We start from the raw sequence: 16,466 nt of genomic DNA on the forward strand, positions 1-16,466 counted from the left end.
GGTCTCGAAACGGCCGCGGGGGAGCGGTAATTCGGGATTGAGCGGGGAGGCCGGCGCGGTTACCTTCTGGTCAGCGGTCACCGATCGCTCGCCCGGCCTGGCCACATGTCCACATCGGACTCTTCTCTTCGCCGTGCCCGCGCTCTTCGACGAGGGGCTGCCATGACCGCTGACGGGGGAATCGCGCGCTGCGGGGGATGCGGGAGCGCCCTGGCCTCGGTCGTCACCCGCTACTGCTCCAACGCCTGCCGGCAGCGGGCATATCGTCGCCGGGTCGTCGGATCGGCCCGGCTGAGCACCTTTGTCGGACGCGATCACGACCTGGCCGAGGGCCGTCGCATCCTGCGAGGCGCCCGGCTGCTGACCGTCACCGGACCGCCCGGGGCCGGCAAGTCACGGCTGGCCCAGGAGATCGCCGGCCGCGGCGCCATGGTCGTGGACCTCTGCGACCCCGGCGCTCTCGCCCGGGTCGACCTCTCCCGGGTGGGTGAACTCCTCGTGCTCGACAACTGCGACCGCGTCCTGGAGACCTTGGGGCCGGCCGTGATGGACCTGCTCGCACGCCACCCACACCTGCGGATCATCACGACCAGCCGGGAGCCGTGGCGGCTGTCCGGCGAGGTCACCTACCGGCTGTCCGGGCTGTCGCTGCCGGACGAGGGCATGACCGGCTCACCGGACGAGTGCCTGCGGGCCGACGCCGTACGGCTGCTCGTCGACCGCGCCGTCGCGGCCGACCGGACCTTCACCCTCAACCGGGAGAACGTGGCGGACGTGGCGGCGATCTGCGTGCTGCTCGACGGGCTTCCGCTGGCCCTGGAGCTCGCCGCCCAGCTGTTGCGCGCGCTGCCCGTGGCCGAGGCCCGGCGACGCGTGGCCGAGGAGCCGGCCGTGCTCGGGCAGGGGTGGCGTACCGCCGATTTCCGCCACCGCAGCTGGACCGCCGCGCTGCGATGGAGCTACGACGGCCTGACCGAAGCGGAACGCGTCATCTTTCGCCGGGTGTCGCTGCTGCCCGGCACGTTCAGCATCGAGGCGGTTCAGGTCGCCTGCCCGGACCTCGCCGCCGAGGCGCCGCTGCGGCTGGTCGGCCTGGAGGCGAAGTCCCTGATCACCGCGCGGCCGACCGGTTTCACGGTGCCGAACTCGGTTCGGGGATTCGGGCGGCGGGAGGCGATCGAGGCGGGTGAGCGCGAGGACGTCCTGGAACGACTGGCCGCCTGGCTCGGCGACCTCTCCCGGTGGCGGGTGGATCGACCCGAGGATCTGGAGCGGCTGTGCGCCGAGCGCGACACCGTCCGTACCCTCCTGGACTGGCTGGCGCCGACCTCCGACGAACGCCGGCTCAGCCTGGCCTGGGCGCTGGGCGTGATCGATTCGGCGACCGGCGGCGACCCCGTCGAAGCGCTGTCCGCCGTCGAGCGCGCGTTGCCGGTCGCCGGCCGTTACCGTGCCGAGGCGTACGAGGCCGCGCTCCTCCTGGCCTGTTGGAACGGTCACGGTGAGCGAGCGCTCCGGCTGGCCGACGAGGGGGTACGGGTCGCCGGCGGTGTCCCGCTGGCGAGACTTCGGGTGCTGGCCGGCCTCGCTCAGGAGATGTACGGCGACCGCGCGGCCGTGCCGTCCGACCTGCTCGCCGCGCTCGAGATCGCCCGGCGCCACGACGACGTCCGGCTCGTGGCCGTGTGCCGCGGCCACCTCGCCCGGCACCTGCTCCAGCACGGCCGGCCGGACGCCGCCCGCACCCTGCTCGCCAAGAGCCTCCCGGTCCTGCGGGCCGCCGCCCCCTCACCGGACATGTGCGCCGCCCTGGTGACCGCCGGCGCCCTCTCGCTCGACCGGGACGACGTCGACCGGGCAAGCACGTACTTCACCGAGATCCTCGCCGTGCCGTACCGGCCGGGGGTCTGCGACGCGGTCGTCGGCCTGGCGCTGTGTGCCGTACGCACGCGCAATTTCGAACGCGCCCTCACCCTCATCGCCGCCGCCGAGGGCCGCCACAGCTCGGCGCTGCTGCTCTTCCCGTCCTGGCGCGACCAGCTCGACCCGGCCCACGCCATCGCCACCGGCACCCTGTCCAAGTCGCAGGCCGCGACCGCGGTCACCACCGGCCGGCAACTCACCCATGAGCAGCTCGTCCGGTACGCCCGCGAAGGCTGCTCGGCCGCCCGCCGGCACGGCGACGACGTGCTGACCCCCCGCGAGTGGGAAGTCATCCACCTGGTCATGGACGGCCTGACCAACTTCCAGATCGCCCACCGCATGTTCCTGTCGGTCCGCACGGTCGAGACCCACATCCGCAACATCCGTACCGTTCTGGACCTGCGTTCGCGAGCCCACATGGCCGCCTGGGCGGCCCGCCGCAGCCAGCGGGCGGCTTAGCCCGCGGCCACCACGGTCAGGATCAGGTCGTGGGTGACGGCGAAGCGGCCGTGCAGGAGGCTCAGCGGCGGGTTGCCGTCGATCCTGGCCCCGTCCACCAGGAGTGTCGCGGTGAACGTGCCGGCATCCGGGTCGATGGCCAGGCGGGCCTGCTCGAAGCCCAGCCAGCGCCGGGTCACCGGGAACCAGGCCTTGTAGACCGACTCCTTGGCGCTGAACAGCAGCCGCCCCCAGTGCGGGCCCGGGTGGCTGCCGGCGAGCCGGTCGATCATGGCCGGCTCACCCGGCACGGTGATCGACCCGGCGACGCCCTCGGGCAGCGGCGCGTTCGGCTCGGCGTCGATGCCGAGCAGGTCGACATCGGCGGCACGAGCCACGGCCGCCGCCCGGTAACCGGCGCAGTGCGTGATGCTGCCGGCGATTCCGGCCGGCCAACGTGGCTCGCGTCTGGGCCCGGAGAGGATCGGCGCGTCCGGGTAGCCGAATGCGCGCAACGCCGTCCGGGCGCATCGGCGGGCGGTGATGAACTCGCGCCGACGGGCCTCCACCGCTCGGGCGATGAGATCTTCCTCGCCGGGAAAGGGAGCCTCACCCGGCACGTCGTCGAACGCCTCGACGGCCACGACCGCCGGAGGCAGCAGCGCCTTGATCACGCGGCGCCCTCCAAGATGCGCCGTACCGGTCGCGGGGTGTCACCACGCCTTCTCCACTCCCGCGGATAGCCGAGCGACACCTCCTCGAAGGGCACCCCGTCGTACGACGTCGAGCGAGGGATGTGGAGATGGCCGTACACCGCGGCCGCGGCCCGGAACCGCAGGTGCCAGTCGGCCGTACGGTCGGTGCCGCACCACTGCGCGAACTCCGGATGCCACATGATCTCGGTGGGCTCGCGCCGGAGCGGCCAATGGCTGACCAGCACGGTCGGAAGCGCCGGGTCGATGGCGGCGAGTCGCTTCTCGGTCTGCGCCAGCCGGGCGGAGCACCAGGACTCCCGGTCGGGATAAGGGTCGGGGAAGAGCAGCATCTCGTCGGTGCAGACCACCCCCGCGTCGTACGCGCGCTGGAGCGACTCCTCCTTCGTGGTCGTGCCCGGCGCCCGCCACGAGTAGTCGTAGAGCAGGAAGAGCGGAGCAACGACGACCGGCCCGTCGCGGCCCGGCCAGACCGGGTATTCGTCCTCGGGGCTGACCACGTCCAGCGTCCGGCACAGGTCGACCAGGGCCCGGTAACGCTCGTCGCCGCGCAGCTGCACCGGGTCGCGGGGATGTGTCCACAACTCATGGTTGCCGGGCGCCCAGATCACCTTGGCGAACCGGTCGCGCAGAAGGCGCAGCGTGGAGGCGATGCCGTCGAAGAGCTCGCCCACGTCGCCGGCGACGATCAGCCAGTCATCCTCGGAATCCGGTCGAATGCGGTCGATGACCTCGCGATTTTCCTCGTAGGAGATGTGCAGGTCACTGACCGCGAGCAGGGATGCCGTCACATCGACGATCCTGCCAGAGCTCACCTTCGCCGAGCCGCCACCGGTCTGGTGATCTCAGCCGCGGTCCGCGCGTGACCGTTCAGGGGTTGCTGGCGACGTCGGGCTTGGTGGGGACGCGGATGTGGAAGGTGGTGCCGGGGCCGTTGTGGTTGGCCAGGCCGATGGTGCCGCCGTGCCGTTCGATGATGGCGCGGGTGATGACCAGGCCGAGGCCGGTGCCGGGGATGCGTCGGTCGAGGGCGGTGGACGCGCGGTAGAAGCGGCGGAACAGGTGGGGCCGGTCGGCGGGGGGAATGCCGATGCCGGTGTCGGTGAAGGTCCAGGTGATCCATGCCTCGTCGGGGTCGGCGGCGGCGGTGATGGTGATGGCTCCGCCGGCCGGGGTGTACTTGACCGCGTTGGACAGCAGGTTGTCGGCGACCTGTTGCAACCGGCTGCTGTCCGCGTACAGGTCCAGGCGTGCCGGGGTGTCGATGGTGACGGTGAGGGCCTTTTCGGCGCTTTGCGCGGCGATGGCGGCGACGGCGTGCTCGACGATGGCGACCAGGTCGCTCGGGGCCGGGTCGATGGCCAGGTGACCGGACTCGAGCCGGGCCAGATCCAGCAGGTCGTCGACCAGGACCGACAGGCGTCCGGCGCCGCGCAGGATGGTGTGCACGTACTGGCGCTGATCGGCGTCGAGCAGCCCGTCGAGTTCCTCTTCCAGCAGCGAGGCGGTCGAGGTGATCACCGCGAGTGGGTTGCGCAGCTCGTGGGTGACCAGGGCCAGGAACTCGTCCTTGGTGCGGGCCAGTTCGATGGTGAGTTCCTCGGCACGGCGACGTTCCAGGTACTGGCCGACCTGCGCGGCGACGCCGACCAGCAGGGTGGTCAGGGAGTCTTCGGGATCTTCGATGCGGTCGCCGTAGACGCACAGCGCACCGATGCTGCGGGCGCCGGTGTTGATGGGTACGCCGACGGCGACGTGCAGGCCGATCCGGGCCGCGGCGCGGCTGCGCAGCGACGCGGTGTCCGCGGCCAGGTCAGGAATCCACAGCGGGCGGCCTTGCTGGTAGACGCGGCCGGCCAGGCCGACGCCGGGTTCCAGCTCGTCGAGGGCGAAACGGCCCAGCCGACGTCCGGGTGCGGCGTGCCGGGCGGAGCAGAGCAGCACATCGCGGTCGTCGTCGGCCAGCCACAGTTCGGTGACCGGCCAGCTCATCGTCACCCCGAGGGCATCGACAACCCGGGTGGCGGCGGTGTGGCTGGACGCGGCCTCGGCCAGGCCGCGCGAGACGGTGGCTTCCACCTCGGCGAAGCGGCTGATGCGCCAGGTGGTGGTGACGTCGTGGCCGAAGGCGTGAAAGACCGGGCCGGTGGAGCCTTCGGTGGCGGTCAGGGTCAGCTCGATCGGGAACTCGTGCCCGTCGGCGTGTAACGCCTGCAGGTGCAGCCGCTGCCCGAGCACCCGGGCTGGTTCGCCGGCGCCGAGGCGGGCGAGTCCGGCCCGGTGGGCCGCCCGGTACCGGTCCGGGATGATCAGGTCGGCGAGGTCGCGGCCACAGGCGTGAGCGTGGTCGTGGCCGAACGTGGTCTGGGCGGCCGGGTTCCAGGCGACGATCCGGCCGGTGGCGTCGACCGCGATGTACGCGTCGGGCGCGACGGCGAGCACTGCCTGCGGCTGCTGAATTTCACAGCCGCAGCCCACCGGCGTCGAATCTGACATGTTTCCCCCGTGGCGTAGCGCCGCCTCGTAGCAACCCGGGGGGTGTGGCGGACAGCGCTGACGCCAGGCCAGCCTAGCGCCGTTTTATCCCGATGTCCGGCGATTCGCCCGGTGAACAAAGGGCTACCCGTGGCGGCGATCTTGATCGCGAGGTCCGCCGCGCCGCTGCCGATCGGGGCTCCGGTCACCGATCGGATGTGCTGGCTCGGAGGGGGTCGGCGCCGGCGGTGGTGGAGCGGGTGTCGCCATGACCGCCGTACCAGTCCAGGACCAGCAGGCACGCGTCGTCGGGCAGGGCGGGGCCGGCCACGTCGAGGACGAGGTCGCCCAGCACGCGGACGACCTCTCGGGGATGGAGCCGGCTCAGGTCCTGCAGTCGTGTGGGCAGATCGATCGCGGCAGCGCCCCGCTCCAGCATGCCGTCGGTGATCAGCACCAGGCGATCGCCGGGCGACAGCTGCAGCCTGCTCGCCTGGTACGGCTTGTGGCGTAGCACCCCGAAGGGCCGGTTGACCGACAGCGCCACGTTCTCGACGCGCCCGTCGCGGATCAGCAGCGGCGCGGGGTGCCCGGCGTTGACGACATTGAGAACGCCGGAGGACAGGCTGAGGCGGCCGAGAAGCCCCGTGGCGAACAGCGACCCGGCCGGCGTGTTGTCGAGGACGGCCTGGTTCGCGGCTTGTGCCTGTTCGAGCAGGGTCGCGCCGCGCCGGCGGGCGTTGCGCAGCCCGCCGACGCACAGGGTCGCCGTGATCGCGCTGTCGACACCGTGGCCCACGGCGTCGGTGATGCTCAGATGCAGCAGGTCACGGGCGAGGCTGTAGTCGAAGGTGTCCCCGCCGATGCTGGCGGCCGGCTCCAGCCATGCCGACAGGGTGAACGAGTCGGCTTCACAGGTGAAGGCCTCGGGTAACAGCCGTCGTTGGATTTCCGCGGCGAGAGTGAACGGGGTGGTTCGCTGACCCCATTCGAACAGGTCGGTGTGCCGTCGGTTGGCGATGACCACGAACGCCAGGGTGTGCGCGGCTCGGGACACCTGCCGCACCGTTGTCTCGTCCGGGGCGGACGGCAGCGCGATCTCCAGCAGGCCGATGGCTTCCCCGCGCTGGGTGACCGGGGCGCGCACCACGAACCGGTCGCCGGCCGGCTCGACCAGGACCTGTTGCGTACGCAGCGCCTGCTCCTGGGGGCCGCCGTCGAACGGCATCACCAGCGCGACGTCCTGATCCTGCCGGCGGGCGTCGGGAACCCTTCCGGCCGTGGTGTGGACCAGACGTACCAGAGCGCGGCCACTCATGTCCGCGACGAGGAACGACACCCACAGCGCATTCAGGTTCGTCCCGATGGTGCGGGTCACCGCTTCCACCGCGTCGACGGGGGCCGCCTTCTCCACCGCGAGCAGGACGTCATTGAGGTCGGCACCGCTCGTGGGGCTCTCGGTCACGGTGGGCAGCATATGCGCGATCGAACACGGCACACGCCACGAGCAAGCTCGCGGCGCGTCCAATGCTGGTGATCGGACTGACCCATCAGGGGGTCATTGTCGGCATTTGTACGGCCATTCGCTGGCACGACGCGGTCCAGCCGCTGAGGAAAGGCTCGCGAACCGGCTGTCCCAGGCGACGCCATGATCGTGGCACAGACGGCGCCCGCGACCACCCTGGACATCCAGAACATGTCTACCACCTGCCAGGACCTGCCCGACCACCGGACCGCGACGCAGGTGCTGCACGACGCGGCCCGCACCTCGCGGCTGGCCCCGGTCCTCGGGTGGGAGGTCACCGCGGGCTCACCCTGCACCCGCTGGCCGGCCCGGGCGCCGACGCCACCGCACAAGCTGCACGCCCCGGGCGCCCCGCCGGTGCTCGTCGTCGGGATCACCCACGACACCGCCGGGCCGTACCGATGGAGCCGGGAACTCACCGCCCAGCTGGGCGACGCCCGCCTGCTGACCCTCGACGGGACCGGCCATGGCGCCTACCTGCTCAGCCGGTGCGTCCGCGACGAGACGAACGGCTTCCTGGCTGACGGCGGCCTGCCGTCCCCGGGAACGGTCTGCCGCGACTGAGAGGTCCGGATGCCCGCCCCGGCCGGCGTGGGTGCACGGCTGGAACTCCTCTGCGGGGAGGGCTTACGTAGTCCTTACGACCGGCGCCGGACTTCAACCGGCAATGCCGCAGTGCCGTACCGGATGACGGAAGGCACCGTTCGTTCGTCGGAGGTAGGGCAGACATGCGTAGGAGAACTGGTATCGCCGTGGCCGTGGGCCTGTTGCTGACGGCTGGCGGCGTGTCCACGGGAATCGCCTCGGCGCATGAGAACCCAGCCGGCAAACGATCCGAGGCGAGCAAGGGCGGCGCGGCGACGAGGCACGGTGGGATGGTCTTCGTCCAGTCGAACGACCCGGAACACAACTCGATCCTGGCCTTCCGGCGCGCGGCGGACGGCAAGCTGACGGCCGCCGACGCGTACCCGACCGGCGGCCGCGGCGGCGCCCAGAAGGACAACCCGTTCGACCCCCTCGCGTCCCAGGAATCCCTCGTCTTCGACCGCCGGCACAACATCATGATCGCGGTGAACGCCGGCAGCAACTCGGTCACCACCTTTCGAGTACGAGACGGCAAGCTCACCCACCCCCGCACGGTGAAGTCCGGTGGCGACTTCCCGGTGAGCATTGCCGTCCTCGGCCGGACGGTATACGTCCTCAACGCCGGCGGCGCCACCAACGTGACCGGCTTCCGGCTGAGCCGCGACGGCCTGCACCCGCTCGCCGGCTCGACCCGGAAGCTGGGCATCACCAACGCCGCCGTGCCACTGTTCACCGACTCCCCGCCGCAGGTCGGCTTCAGCCCGGACGGCCGGCACCTGCTGGTCACCACGAAGAGCAAGAACACCATCGAGGTCTTCGCGACGGCCCACGACGGCCGGCTCTCCGCCAAGCCGGTGACCACCACGTCGACCGGGGACGTACCTTTCTCCTTCGTCTTCGACCAGGCCGGCCACCTGCTCGTCACCGAGGCCGCGAAGTCCGGGGTCACCTCGTACACGCTTCGCAAGGACGGCACCCTCGACGTCATCACGCCGTCGGTGGAGTCGGGCCAGCAGGTGCTGTGCTGGATCGCCCGGGCCGGGAAATTCTTCTACGGCACCAATCCGGGCAGCTCGACCATCAGCCTCTACACGGTCGACGACAAGGGGAAGGTCGCCATCGGCGGTAAGGACGGCGTGATCGCCGCAGCGGGCGGCCCGGAGGCGGTGGCGGAGGTGGCCGCCGCGGCCGCGGCAGCCGAGCAGGACCCGGACGCCGAACCGGCCGGCGCCCCGGGTGCGGGTCCGATCGACCTGGCTGCCACGGCTGACGGCACGTTGCTGTACGTGCAGAACACCCTCGCGGGAACCATCGAGGGGTTCCGGGTCGGCCCGAACGGCGAGCTCAATCTGGTGGAAACCGAGAACAAGGGCCTCCCCGTTTTCGCTGACGGGTCCGGCATGGAGGGCCTGGTCGTCTGGTAGCCGGCGAAAAGCAGGAGAGGTACGCGCGCGGACCCGGCCCCCGCACCACGTCCCCACGCGCACCTCGCCGAATCTGCACCCCGGGGCGGCCATCGATGCGGTGGCCGCCTCGGGATGTTCGCTGTCTACGACAGCCGAGGCTCCTGCTGTGTTCCTGGCGGAATCCGAGGTGGCACAACCGATCGGCAGTTCATGGTGGAAGGTCGGTGGCCCAGATTCTTACCGACTGCTTACACGGATACCTCAGACCCGTCTGCTGCTTCGATCCGCTCGTACTTGCGAGTGGCGACTTCCCGATGGAGCCGTCCCGACACACCAAAAGGCTTCGAGGAGTGAAAGCGTGCGAACCACACCACGCCGACAACGGCGGATGCACACCAGCCCTGTACGGATCGCGATGGCGGTGGCGGTTGTCGCCGCATCCGGCGTACTCATCGCGACTTTCGTCTCCAGCGGCGGCAACGGCACCGCGGACGCGGCCACCGAACTGAACCAGTTCGTCGCCATCCAGAAGGTCCGGCCCAACGTGACGAACCCCGTACCCGGCGCAGGAGCGTCGACCGGCTCCTTCACTGTGGACTGCGGCACCAACGGCAACGGCAAGTTCAGCCCGGACAACCCGGTCGCGCAGCCCGGCATCAAGAACGGCGCCGAGCACGTCCATGACTTCGTCGGGAACCTCGCCATCACCGCGAACTCGTCGAACGCCGATCTGGACGCGTCCGGGACCACCTGCCGGAACGGGGACAAGTCCTCGTACTTCTGGCCGGTCGTGCGCATCGACAAGACCGTCCGGTCCGGGGCCGAGACCCAGCGCGCCCTGGCCGCGACGACCCCGATGGTGACGTGCCCCAGCGTCCGGAACCGGCTGCCCGCCGTACCCGCGGGGGCCAAGACCGCCGTCGACAACCGGCTGGCCGCGCTCGACCGCGGGTACGCCGCGGCCAACGAGCGGATGGCGGCGGGTAAGGGTCGCATCGACGCCCGGCTCAACGCGTCTGTCCTGGCCGACCTGCGAGAACAGCGAGCCAAGTCGATCAAGGGGATCAGCGACAGCATCGCCGCGGCCGGTGGCGGCCGTACCTCCGGCATGGTCTCGCTCGTGGAATGCGACACCAACTACGACGGCATGCACGCCGCCATGCGCCACACCGCCGCAAGCGTCAAAGCCGGCCTGGCCGCCAACCAGCAGGTCCAATGCCCGACCGTACGCGACAAGCTGCCCGGCGTACCCGCCCAAGCTCTCGATGAGGTCAACCGCAACCTCGCCGAGCTGGACCGGCAGATCTCCGAGGCCAACGAAAGGCTTGTCACGACCCGCGGACAGGGCGGGAAGAACTTCGTCGACAACGCCATCCTGGGACCGCTGAAGGCCAAGCGGACCGCCGTCCTCGACCGCATCGGCATCGCCATCTCCCGCCGCGCCGCCCGCCCGCAGGGTCTCGAGGCGCTGGCCGGCTGCACCGTGACCGACCCGGCCCCGAACGGTCAGGGCAACCAGGGGAACCAGAACGGCGGAGCGGCCGTACCCAGCGCCCCCGCCGCGCTGCCCGACCCGCAGGGCCCGAACCTCGAGCTGCCGAACAACACCGGCGGCATCGTCCGCCCCGCGGCCGTCCTGATCGAGTACCGCGGCAACGCCACCACCAAGGTGGTCCCGATGCCGAAGTTCCTGCGGGCGCTCACCGGTGACGCCAAGCCGACCAGTCGCGGCCCGGCCAACGCCCGCGCCACCTGGACCTGCTCCGGCTTCACCGACCGCCTCTCCGACAAGTACCCGGTCTGCCCGGACGGCAGCCAGGTCCAGCGCGTGCAGGACTTCCCCGGCTGCTGGGACGGCAAGAACATCGACAGCACCAACCACCGCGACCACGTGGCCTTCGCTGATGCCGGCACCGGCGCCTGCAAGCAGGGCTTCGTCGCCATCCCGCAGCTACGCATCACCCTCTCCTACGACATCCCCCGCGACGTACAGACCAGGGGTCAATTTGCCCTGGACTCCTTCCCCGAGGAGGACCACAACCCCTTCTCCGACCACAACGACTTCATCAACGTGAACTCCGCCCGGACCATGCAGAAGATCGCCACCTGCATCAACAAGGGCAAGACCTGCCGTTGACCGAATGGAGCGGGAGCAGAGCGGCACCCCGACGGCCTCACCGAGGTGCATCGGACCTCGGGGGCCGCCTGCCTCGACCCTGACCTAGAGCCGGATCGGGCGCCGCTGTCGCCGCCAGCTGATCTTGGCTTTTCTTTCCTAGGATGCTTTACGCGTTGTGCCTGCGCTCACGGAAGACGTGTACGAGCTTGATCCCCAGCGAGCGCCCGCTTTTCGGTCAGGCGGCCGGGTGTTGCCAGACCTCGATGTCGGTGGTCTGGCAGACGCCGGTCCAGGTGACGTAGGCACCCGCGGACCTGTTGTCCTGCATGCAGCCGGTCGTCCAGTCGAGCTGGTGGAAGCGTCCGTCGCTGGTGTAATTCCAGTGCTCGCCCCACTTGTCGGCGCAGGTGGTGACGAAGACCGCGTTGGTGTTGGCGGTGGCGGCGCAGTAGTTGGTACCGGTGTTGTGGATCAGGTGGTCGGTCTCCGAGTACGTCCACTGCTGGGTTTTCGAGCCGGTGCATGTCGCCGTCACGGCGAGCGTGGCGTTGCCTGGATTGAGCGAGCCCGGCCAGTCGAGACACAGCCCGGTTCCCGCGTTGCGCAGTGTCCCTCGCAGGTCGGCCGCCGCGCTTGCCTGAGCCGGCGCCGCCGCGGTGAGTCCCGCGACGACGGTCATCGCGCCGGCCGCGACCAGCGAGGCGATCTTTCCTCGTGATGGCATTTGTTGTCTTTCTCTCGAAGTCGGTGTGGAGCCTGTGGAGTCCACATCATGGGCGACAGATCTCAGCAGAGTCTCAGACGCAGCCGGTCGACGATGCTGTGCCGAACCTTGCCGTCCGCGACGGACAGATGTGTTGACCGCTCATGAGTGCAGGTGGGCAGCGAGCCACGTTGCGACGGCGGTGAGCAGAGCCGGGTCGGTGGGCATGCGCAGCAGCCGCGGGTAGGCGAGCGGGGACGGGCGGCGGGTGTCTTTGCGCAACAGGTGGGTCAGCCCGGGGATCCGGCGGGTATCGGCGTGTGGCACCAGGCGGGCTATCACCTCGAGGTCGCCGGGGTCGACTTGCAGGTCGCTGTCGCCGGTGATGGCGAGCAGCGGCACCCGGATGGCACCGAGATCGGGGCGGGGGTCGTGGGCGAGCTGTTCGCGGAACCAGCGGGCATTGAGCAGCGTTGGGCCGACGCGAAGGGCGTCTGTCGTGGATTCGGAGATGCGTTCGATCTGGCGGTGGGCGAACGGGCCCAGCGCGGAGGCTATGGCGCGTAGCGGTGCTGGGAGGTGGCCGACCATGCTGGCTGCCTGCCAGCGCAGGATGTCACGGCCGGGCCGGGCGTAACCGGCCAGCAGGACAGCAGCGGCGGGGTTGTGGTGGGCGGCCAGGGTAGCGGCGTGGATGGCGCCTTCGCTGTGGCCGACCACGGCGACCGCATCGATACCCGGGTGGGCGTGAAGAGCGTGCAGGGCAGCGGCGGCATCGAGGCGATTCTGGTGGAAACCGACTTGATACCAGTCACCAGGGGTGTTCGCGGCGCCGCGACGGTCATAGCGGTAGGAGGCGATGTTGTGCTCAGCGAGTGCGGCGGCGAGCGCGGGGCCGAGACCAGGGCGGAGGCGGCCGGCATTGGAGTCACGGTCGACGCGCCCGGAGCCGGGCAGGAAGAGCACCGCCGGATGCGGTCCGGGCGTACCCGGCAACGTCAGCGTGCCTGCCAGCCCCACGCCATCGTCAGCGGTGACTGTCAGTGGGTGGTCGGTCGATGCGTGCGTTCGGGTCCGGTCTGTCATGCCGTACTCCCCACATTGTCATCGGAAAGACCGGCCAGACGTCAGTGCGGTCTGCTACGGCCGGTGCTTGGTGGATGTCGAAATGTCGTGGTTCGCGAGCATCGACGGGCCTGACTCTAGGGCCGGTCGTCCGGCGATCCATCCCTCCTCAGGGGACAATCGCGGTAGCTCTGCCGAGGGATGGCAAGGGGCAATCACCGCGCTGCTTATGCGGTCCGGGACCCGAGGCCGTCGCCCACGGTCGACCGGGCTGCCAGCCGATCGGTCAGCAGGCCGGCCATGGCGCGCACACCGTGGCCGATCGCCCGCTCGTCGGCGGCGAAATCGGGGGCGTGCGGCGCGCCGTTCATCCCGCTCTCGGCGTCCGCGACGCCGAGGTAGAACATCGCGCCCGGCACCTCCTTGAGGAACAGTGCGAAATCCTCACAGTTGAACGGCCAGGACGCCCGCGCCCACGAGACCGACTCCGGCCCCAGCAACGTGCTCAAGTACCGGCCAGCCGCCGTGCTGGGCTCCGCCGGGTTCACCATGGCGGGAAAGGGATCGACGGGGAACTCCACGCGCCCCCCGGCGGCCGCCGCGAGCTGCTTGACCCGCGCGCGTAGCTCCGGGAGCCGTTCCTGCGGCCAGACCCGCAGCAGAACGTTGACGGCCGGATGCCCATCGGACGTGTGCTCGGACCAGTGGGCGACGGACACGGATTCCTGGATCGTCGCGGCGATCTCCGGCGCCACCAACGCGTGGAAGCGCGCGTGGTAGTCCTCGACGCTCCGGGGGAACTCGACGGTGCTGAGCCCCGCCACCTCGGCCGTGACGGCGGCGGCGACCGAGTCGTCACCGCCCGGCAGCACGATCCGGACGTGGTCGAGCCCGGGCAGGCCGTACCCCGGAGAGACCGCGATGGTGCCGGCGGGGAACGGGCTGCAGTGAACCGCATAGATCTCGCGCGGCGCGAGGCGTTGCACCACGCCGGTCTCGAGCATCGCGCGTGCGCCCTGCAGCGGCTCCTCGGCCGGCTGGAAGACGAACACCAACCGGCCCCTCACCGGCTCGGAACCCTGAGCCAGCGCCCGGGCGACGCCGACACCGATCGCGGTGTGCAGGTCGTGCCCGCACAGGTGCTCGACGCCGGGGACGCGAGAGGCGAAGCCCTCGTCGAAGACCCGGCCCGATCGCGGGATAGGCAGCACGTTCGTTCGCGCGTCGACGGCGTCCATGTCGGCCCGGTACGCCACCGTCGGCCCGTCCGCGGAACCGTCGAGCACCGCGACGACGCCGTGTCCGCCGACGCCGGTCGTCACCTCGAGTCCTGCTGCGCGCAGCTGGTCCGCGACCAGCCCGGCCGTCTTGCGCTCCTCACCGGCCAGTTCGGGGTGACGGTGGATCTCCCGGCGAAGCTCGATCAGGTCATCGTCCAAATGCGTCACCGGCAGATCATGTACACGCCCGTCGATTCTTCGCACCACAAATTCGGGCGCCGGGTCGAGAGGGTGATGGTCCGCACGGCGCGACTTCCGGCGTCATCCGGTCTTGAGGGCCGCCCCCGACATCAGGGCTGCCTCAGGTAGACGATGCCGGGACGCGGCGCGGAAGCGCGGTCAGTCCGGCGCGCCGAGGACGGCGGCGACGCCGTCCACGAACCACCGCTCGAACCGCTCGACCGGCCACCCACGCTCGCGTACCAGCCAGTCGTAGTTGCGGACATCCTGCGCGAGCCACAGCACGTCGGCGGCCCGTTCCTGACTCACCTGGACCTCGCCGGTGGCCGCCAGATCGGCGGCGAACATCGCCATGCCGCGGCGCCTGTCCTCGATGTTCTTGCGCCAGATCGCCGCAGCGTCGGCATCGGCGGTCGCCGCACTGGCCAGCGCGAGTATCACGTACACCTGTCGCGCGTGGGTCTCGGCGAGATGCCGGGCGTACCGGGTGAGCTTCGTCCGCAGGCCGACCAGGCCCCGGATGTCGGTGACGAACGACCGTTCCGCCATCGCCATCCTCTCGTCGTCGCCGACCAGAGTGACATCGACGAGATCCGAGAGCAGCTGGCGCTTGCTGCCGAACACCGCGTACACGGTCTGCACGGCAACGCCGGCCTCAGCGGCGACGGCGGTCAGCGGTGTCGCCGCGTAACCCGGGTCCACGAACAGTTTGGCTGCCGCGTCGAGGATCGCCCTCCGGGTCTGCCGGGCCTGCTCCTCGCGGCGGGGCGAGACGTAGCGCCGGTTGACAGTCACCCGGATAGTGTAGTGCACTATTCGATAGAGCTTAACTCTATCGACTCGACATCAGGGGACAGCCATGCCGTACGGCGTCGTGCAAGACATGCCCGCAGTCAGCGAGCGGGAATACCGGCAGGTCGAGAAACACCTCGGCCCGGACCGGCCGCCGGGCCTGCTGGCCCACGTGGCCGGCCCGTCCGACGAGGGCTGGCGGATCATCAACATCTGGGTCGACGAGGCCGCGTTTCGCAGCTTCCAATCCGAACGCCTGGTCCGGGCCGCCGGCCTGGCCGCCCAGGAGGACGGCTTCGACCCGGCGAAGGCCGCCGCCTTCCGGTCGGCGAGCGTCGACGGCACCGAGATGCCGTTCTGATGACCGACACCACCACGCTGCGCGTCCGCAACGCCGACTTCTGGGCCCAGACGGCGCCGGGGTGGGCCCGTCAAGCCGACCGGCACGACGAGATCGGCCGACCGCTGGGCGCCGTGGCACTCGAGCAGCTGCGACCCCAGCCCGGTGAACGGGTGCTGGATGTCGGCTGCGGTTGTGGCGGCACCACCGCCCAGATCGCGCGGGCCGTCGGCCCTTCGGGCAGCGCGGTCGGCCTCGATCTCGCCGAGGCCATGGTGGCGACGGCGCGGAGCCGGTTCGCTGTGCCAGGCGGCGCAGGACCGCAATTCGTCACCGGCGACATCGAGACGATTGATGCCGTGCCTGGGGCGCCGTTCGACGCCGTCTACTCCCGCATGACGTTGATGCTGCTCGCCGACCCCGTCGCCGGCCTGACCACAATCCGGCGGTCCATGCGTGCCGGCGGCCGGATGGCCGCGACAGTGTTCCGCGACGGCCGGGCGAACCCCTGGCTGCCGAGCGCGCTGCTCGGTGCGGCGGCACATCTGGGACCGTTGCCGCCGCTGCCGATCGGCGACGACCCCGGCCCCTTCGCATTCGCCGACGCGGCCCGCATGACTGGGCTTCTCACCGCCGCCGGCTTCACCGACGTCGACATCCACCCGCACGACGTCACGCTCGACGCCCCGGACGACCCGGAAGCGGTCGCCGAATGGCTCATCGAGATCAGCCCCGCCAGCAACGCCTACCGGGACGCCGAACCCACCACCCAGGCGCGTGCCCGCGCCGGCGTGGCCCGCCTGCTCGAACGGTTCCGTACCGCCGGCGCCGGCTACCGGCTGCCGACCGGACTTTGGTTGACCACCGCTCACTCGGACAGGACCAGCACGCGATGACCTCTCACCGGCGCCTCGCAGCGTTC

14 protein-coding genes are annotated in these 16,466 nt (G+C 70.6%); 6 read left to right on the top strand and 8 right to left on the bottom strand.

Features of this window, described 5'->3' with window-relative positions:
* Nucleotides 1–162 precede the first annotated feature (162 nt).
* Complete coding sequence (locus AB0O15_RS41600; RefSeq protein ID WP_364331451.1) at nt 163–2,382, top strand: LuxR C-terminal-related transcriptional regulator; 2,220 nt, start codon at nt 163–165, stop codon at nt 2,380–2,382.
* Here AB0O15_RS41600 and AB0O15_RS41605 read toward each other — a convergent pair.
* The 4 genes from AB0O15_RS41605 to AB0O15_RS41620 form a co-directional block, all read right to left on the bottom strand.
* On the bottom strand, nt 2,379–3,035 hold the full coding sequence (locus AB0O15_RS41605; RefSeq protein WP_364331454.1) for a 4'-phosphopantetheinyl transferase superfamily protein: 657 nt from the start codon (nt 3,033–3,035) through the stop codon (nt 2,379–2,381). The two genes, AB0O15_RS41600 and AB0O15_RS41605, sit on opposite strands and share 4 nt — an antisense overlap.
* Nucleotides 3,032–3,865 (bottom strand): metallophosphoesterase, encoded by an 834-nt coding sequence (locus AB0O15_RS41610; protein WP_364331457.1) that lies wholly within the window; start codon nt 3,863–3,865, stop codon nt 3,032–3,034. The genes AB0O15_RS41605 and AB0O15_RS41610 overlap by 4 nt, the downstream gene beginning before the upstream one ends.
* Before the next feature lie 79 nt (nt 3,866–3,944).
* Nucleotides 3,945–5,570, bottom strand: coding sequence for an ATP-binding protein (locus AB0O15_RS41615; RefSeq protein WP_364331459.1), 1,626 nt, complete (start codon nt 5,568–5,570; stop codon nt 3,945–3,947).
* Nucleotides 5,571–5,754: 184 nt separating this feature from the next.
* Nucleotides 5,755–7,014, bottom strand: a complete 1,260-nt coding sequence (locus AB0O15_RS41620; protein WP_364331461.1) for a PP2C family protein-serine/threonine phosphatase — start codon at nt 7,012–7,014, stop codon at nt 5,755–5,757.
* Nucleotides 7,015–7,197: 183 nt separating this feature from the next.
* On the opposite strand from AB0O15_RS41620, the gene AB0O15_RS41625 reads away from it, so the two are divergent.
* From AB0O15_RS41625 to AB0O15_RS41635, 3 genes are all read left to right on the top strand, one after another.
* Nucleotides 7,198–7,638, top strand: coding sequence for an alpha/beta hydrolase (locus tag AB0O15_RS41625; protein WP_364331463.1), 441 nt, complete (start codon nt 7,198–7,200; stop codon nt 7,636–7,638).
* 164 nt (nt 7,639–7,802) lie between these two features.
* Complete coding sequence (locus AB0O15_RS41630; protein WP_364331465.1) at nt 7,803–9,083, top strand: beta-propeller fold lactonase family protein; 1,281 nt, start codon at nt 7,803–7,805, stop codon at nt 9,081–9,083.
* 340 nt (nt 9,084–9,423) lie between these two features.
* On the top strand, nt 9,424–11,202 hold the full coding sequence (locus AB0O15_RS41635) for a DUF1996 domain-containing protein (RefSeq protein WP_364331468.1): 1,779 nt from the start codon (nt 9,424–9,426) through the stop codon (nt 11,200–11,202).
* Nucleotides 11,203–11,419: 217 nt separating this feature from the next.
* Here AB0O15_RS41635 and AB0O15_RS41640 read toward each other — a convergent pair whose 3' ends face one another.
* The 4 genes from AB0O15_RS41640 to AB0O15_RS41655 form a co-directional block, all read right to left on the bottom strand.
* A complete protein-coding gene (locus tag AB0O15_RS41640; protein WP_364331471.1) occupies nt 11,420–11,908 on the bottom strand; it encodes a ricin-type beta-trefoil lectin domain protein in 489 nt (162 codons plus the stop codon).
* Nucleotides 11,909–12,049: 141 nt separating this feature from the next.
* Entirely contained in the window at nt 12,050–12,973 is a 924-nt protein-coding gene (locus tag AB0O15_RS41645; protein ID WP_364331474.1) for an alpha/beta fold hydrolase, read from the bottom strand.
* Between the two features lie 206 nt (nt 12,974–13,179).
* On the bottom strand, nt 13,180–14,400 hold the full coding sequence (locus AB0O15_RS41650; protein WP_364331477.1) for a M20/M25/M40 family metallo-hydrolase: 1,221 nt from the start codon (nt 14,398–14,400) through the stop codon (nt 13,180–13,182).
* 171 nt (nt 14,401–14,571) lie between these two features.
* On the bottom strand, nt 14,572–15,207 hold the full coding sequence (locus AB0O15_RS41655) for a TetR/AcrR family transcriptional regulator (RefSeq protein ID WP_364331480.1): 636 nt from the start codon (nt 15,205–15,207) through the stop codon (nt 14,572–14,574).
* 88 nt (nt 15,208–15,295) lie between these two features.
* Here AB0O15_RS41655 and AB0O15_RS41660 point away from each other — a divergent pair, with 88 nt between their 5' ends.
* Both AB0O15_RS41660 and AB0O15_RS41665 read left to right on the top strand, forming a co-directional pair.
* Nucleotides 15,296–15,565: a hypothetical protein gene (locus tag AB0O15_RS41660; RefSeq protein WP_364331483.1), complete on the top strand. Its 270-nt coding sequence runs from the start codon at nt 15,296–15,298 to the stop codon at nt 15,563–15,565.
* Nucleotides 15,565–16,440, top strand: coding sequence for a methyltransferase domain-containing protein (locus AB0O15_RS41665; RefSeq protein WP_364331485.1), 876 nt, complete (start codon nt 15,565–15,567; stop codon nt 16,438–16,440). Before AB0O15_RS41660 ends, AB0O15_RS41665 begins: the two co-directional genes overlap by 1 nt.
* The last annotated feature ends 26 nt before the right edge of the window (nt 16,441–16,466 follow it).

Source organism: Actinoplanes sp. NPDC089786, assembly GCF_040684855.1.
Taxonomy (GTDB): Bacteria; Actinomycetota; Actinomycetes; order Mycobacteriales; family Micromonosporaceae; genus Actinoplanes.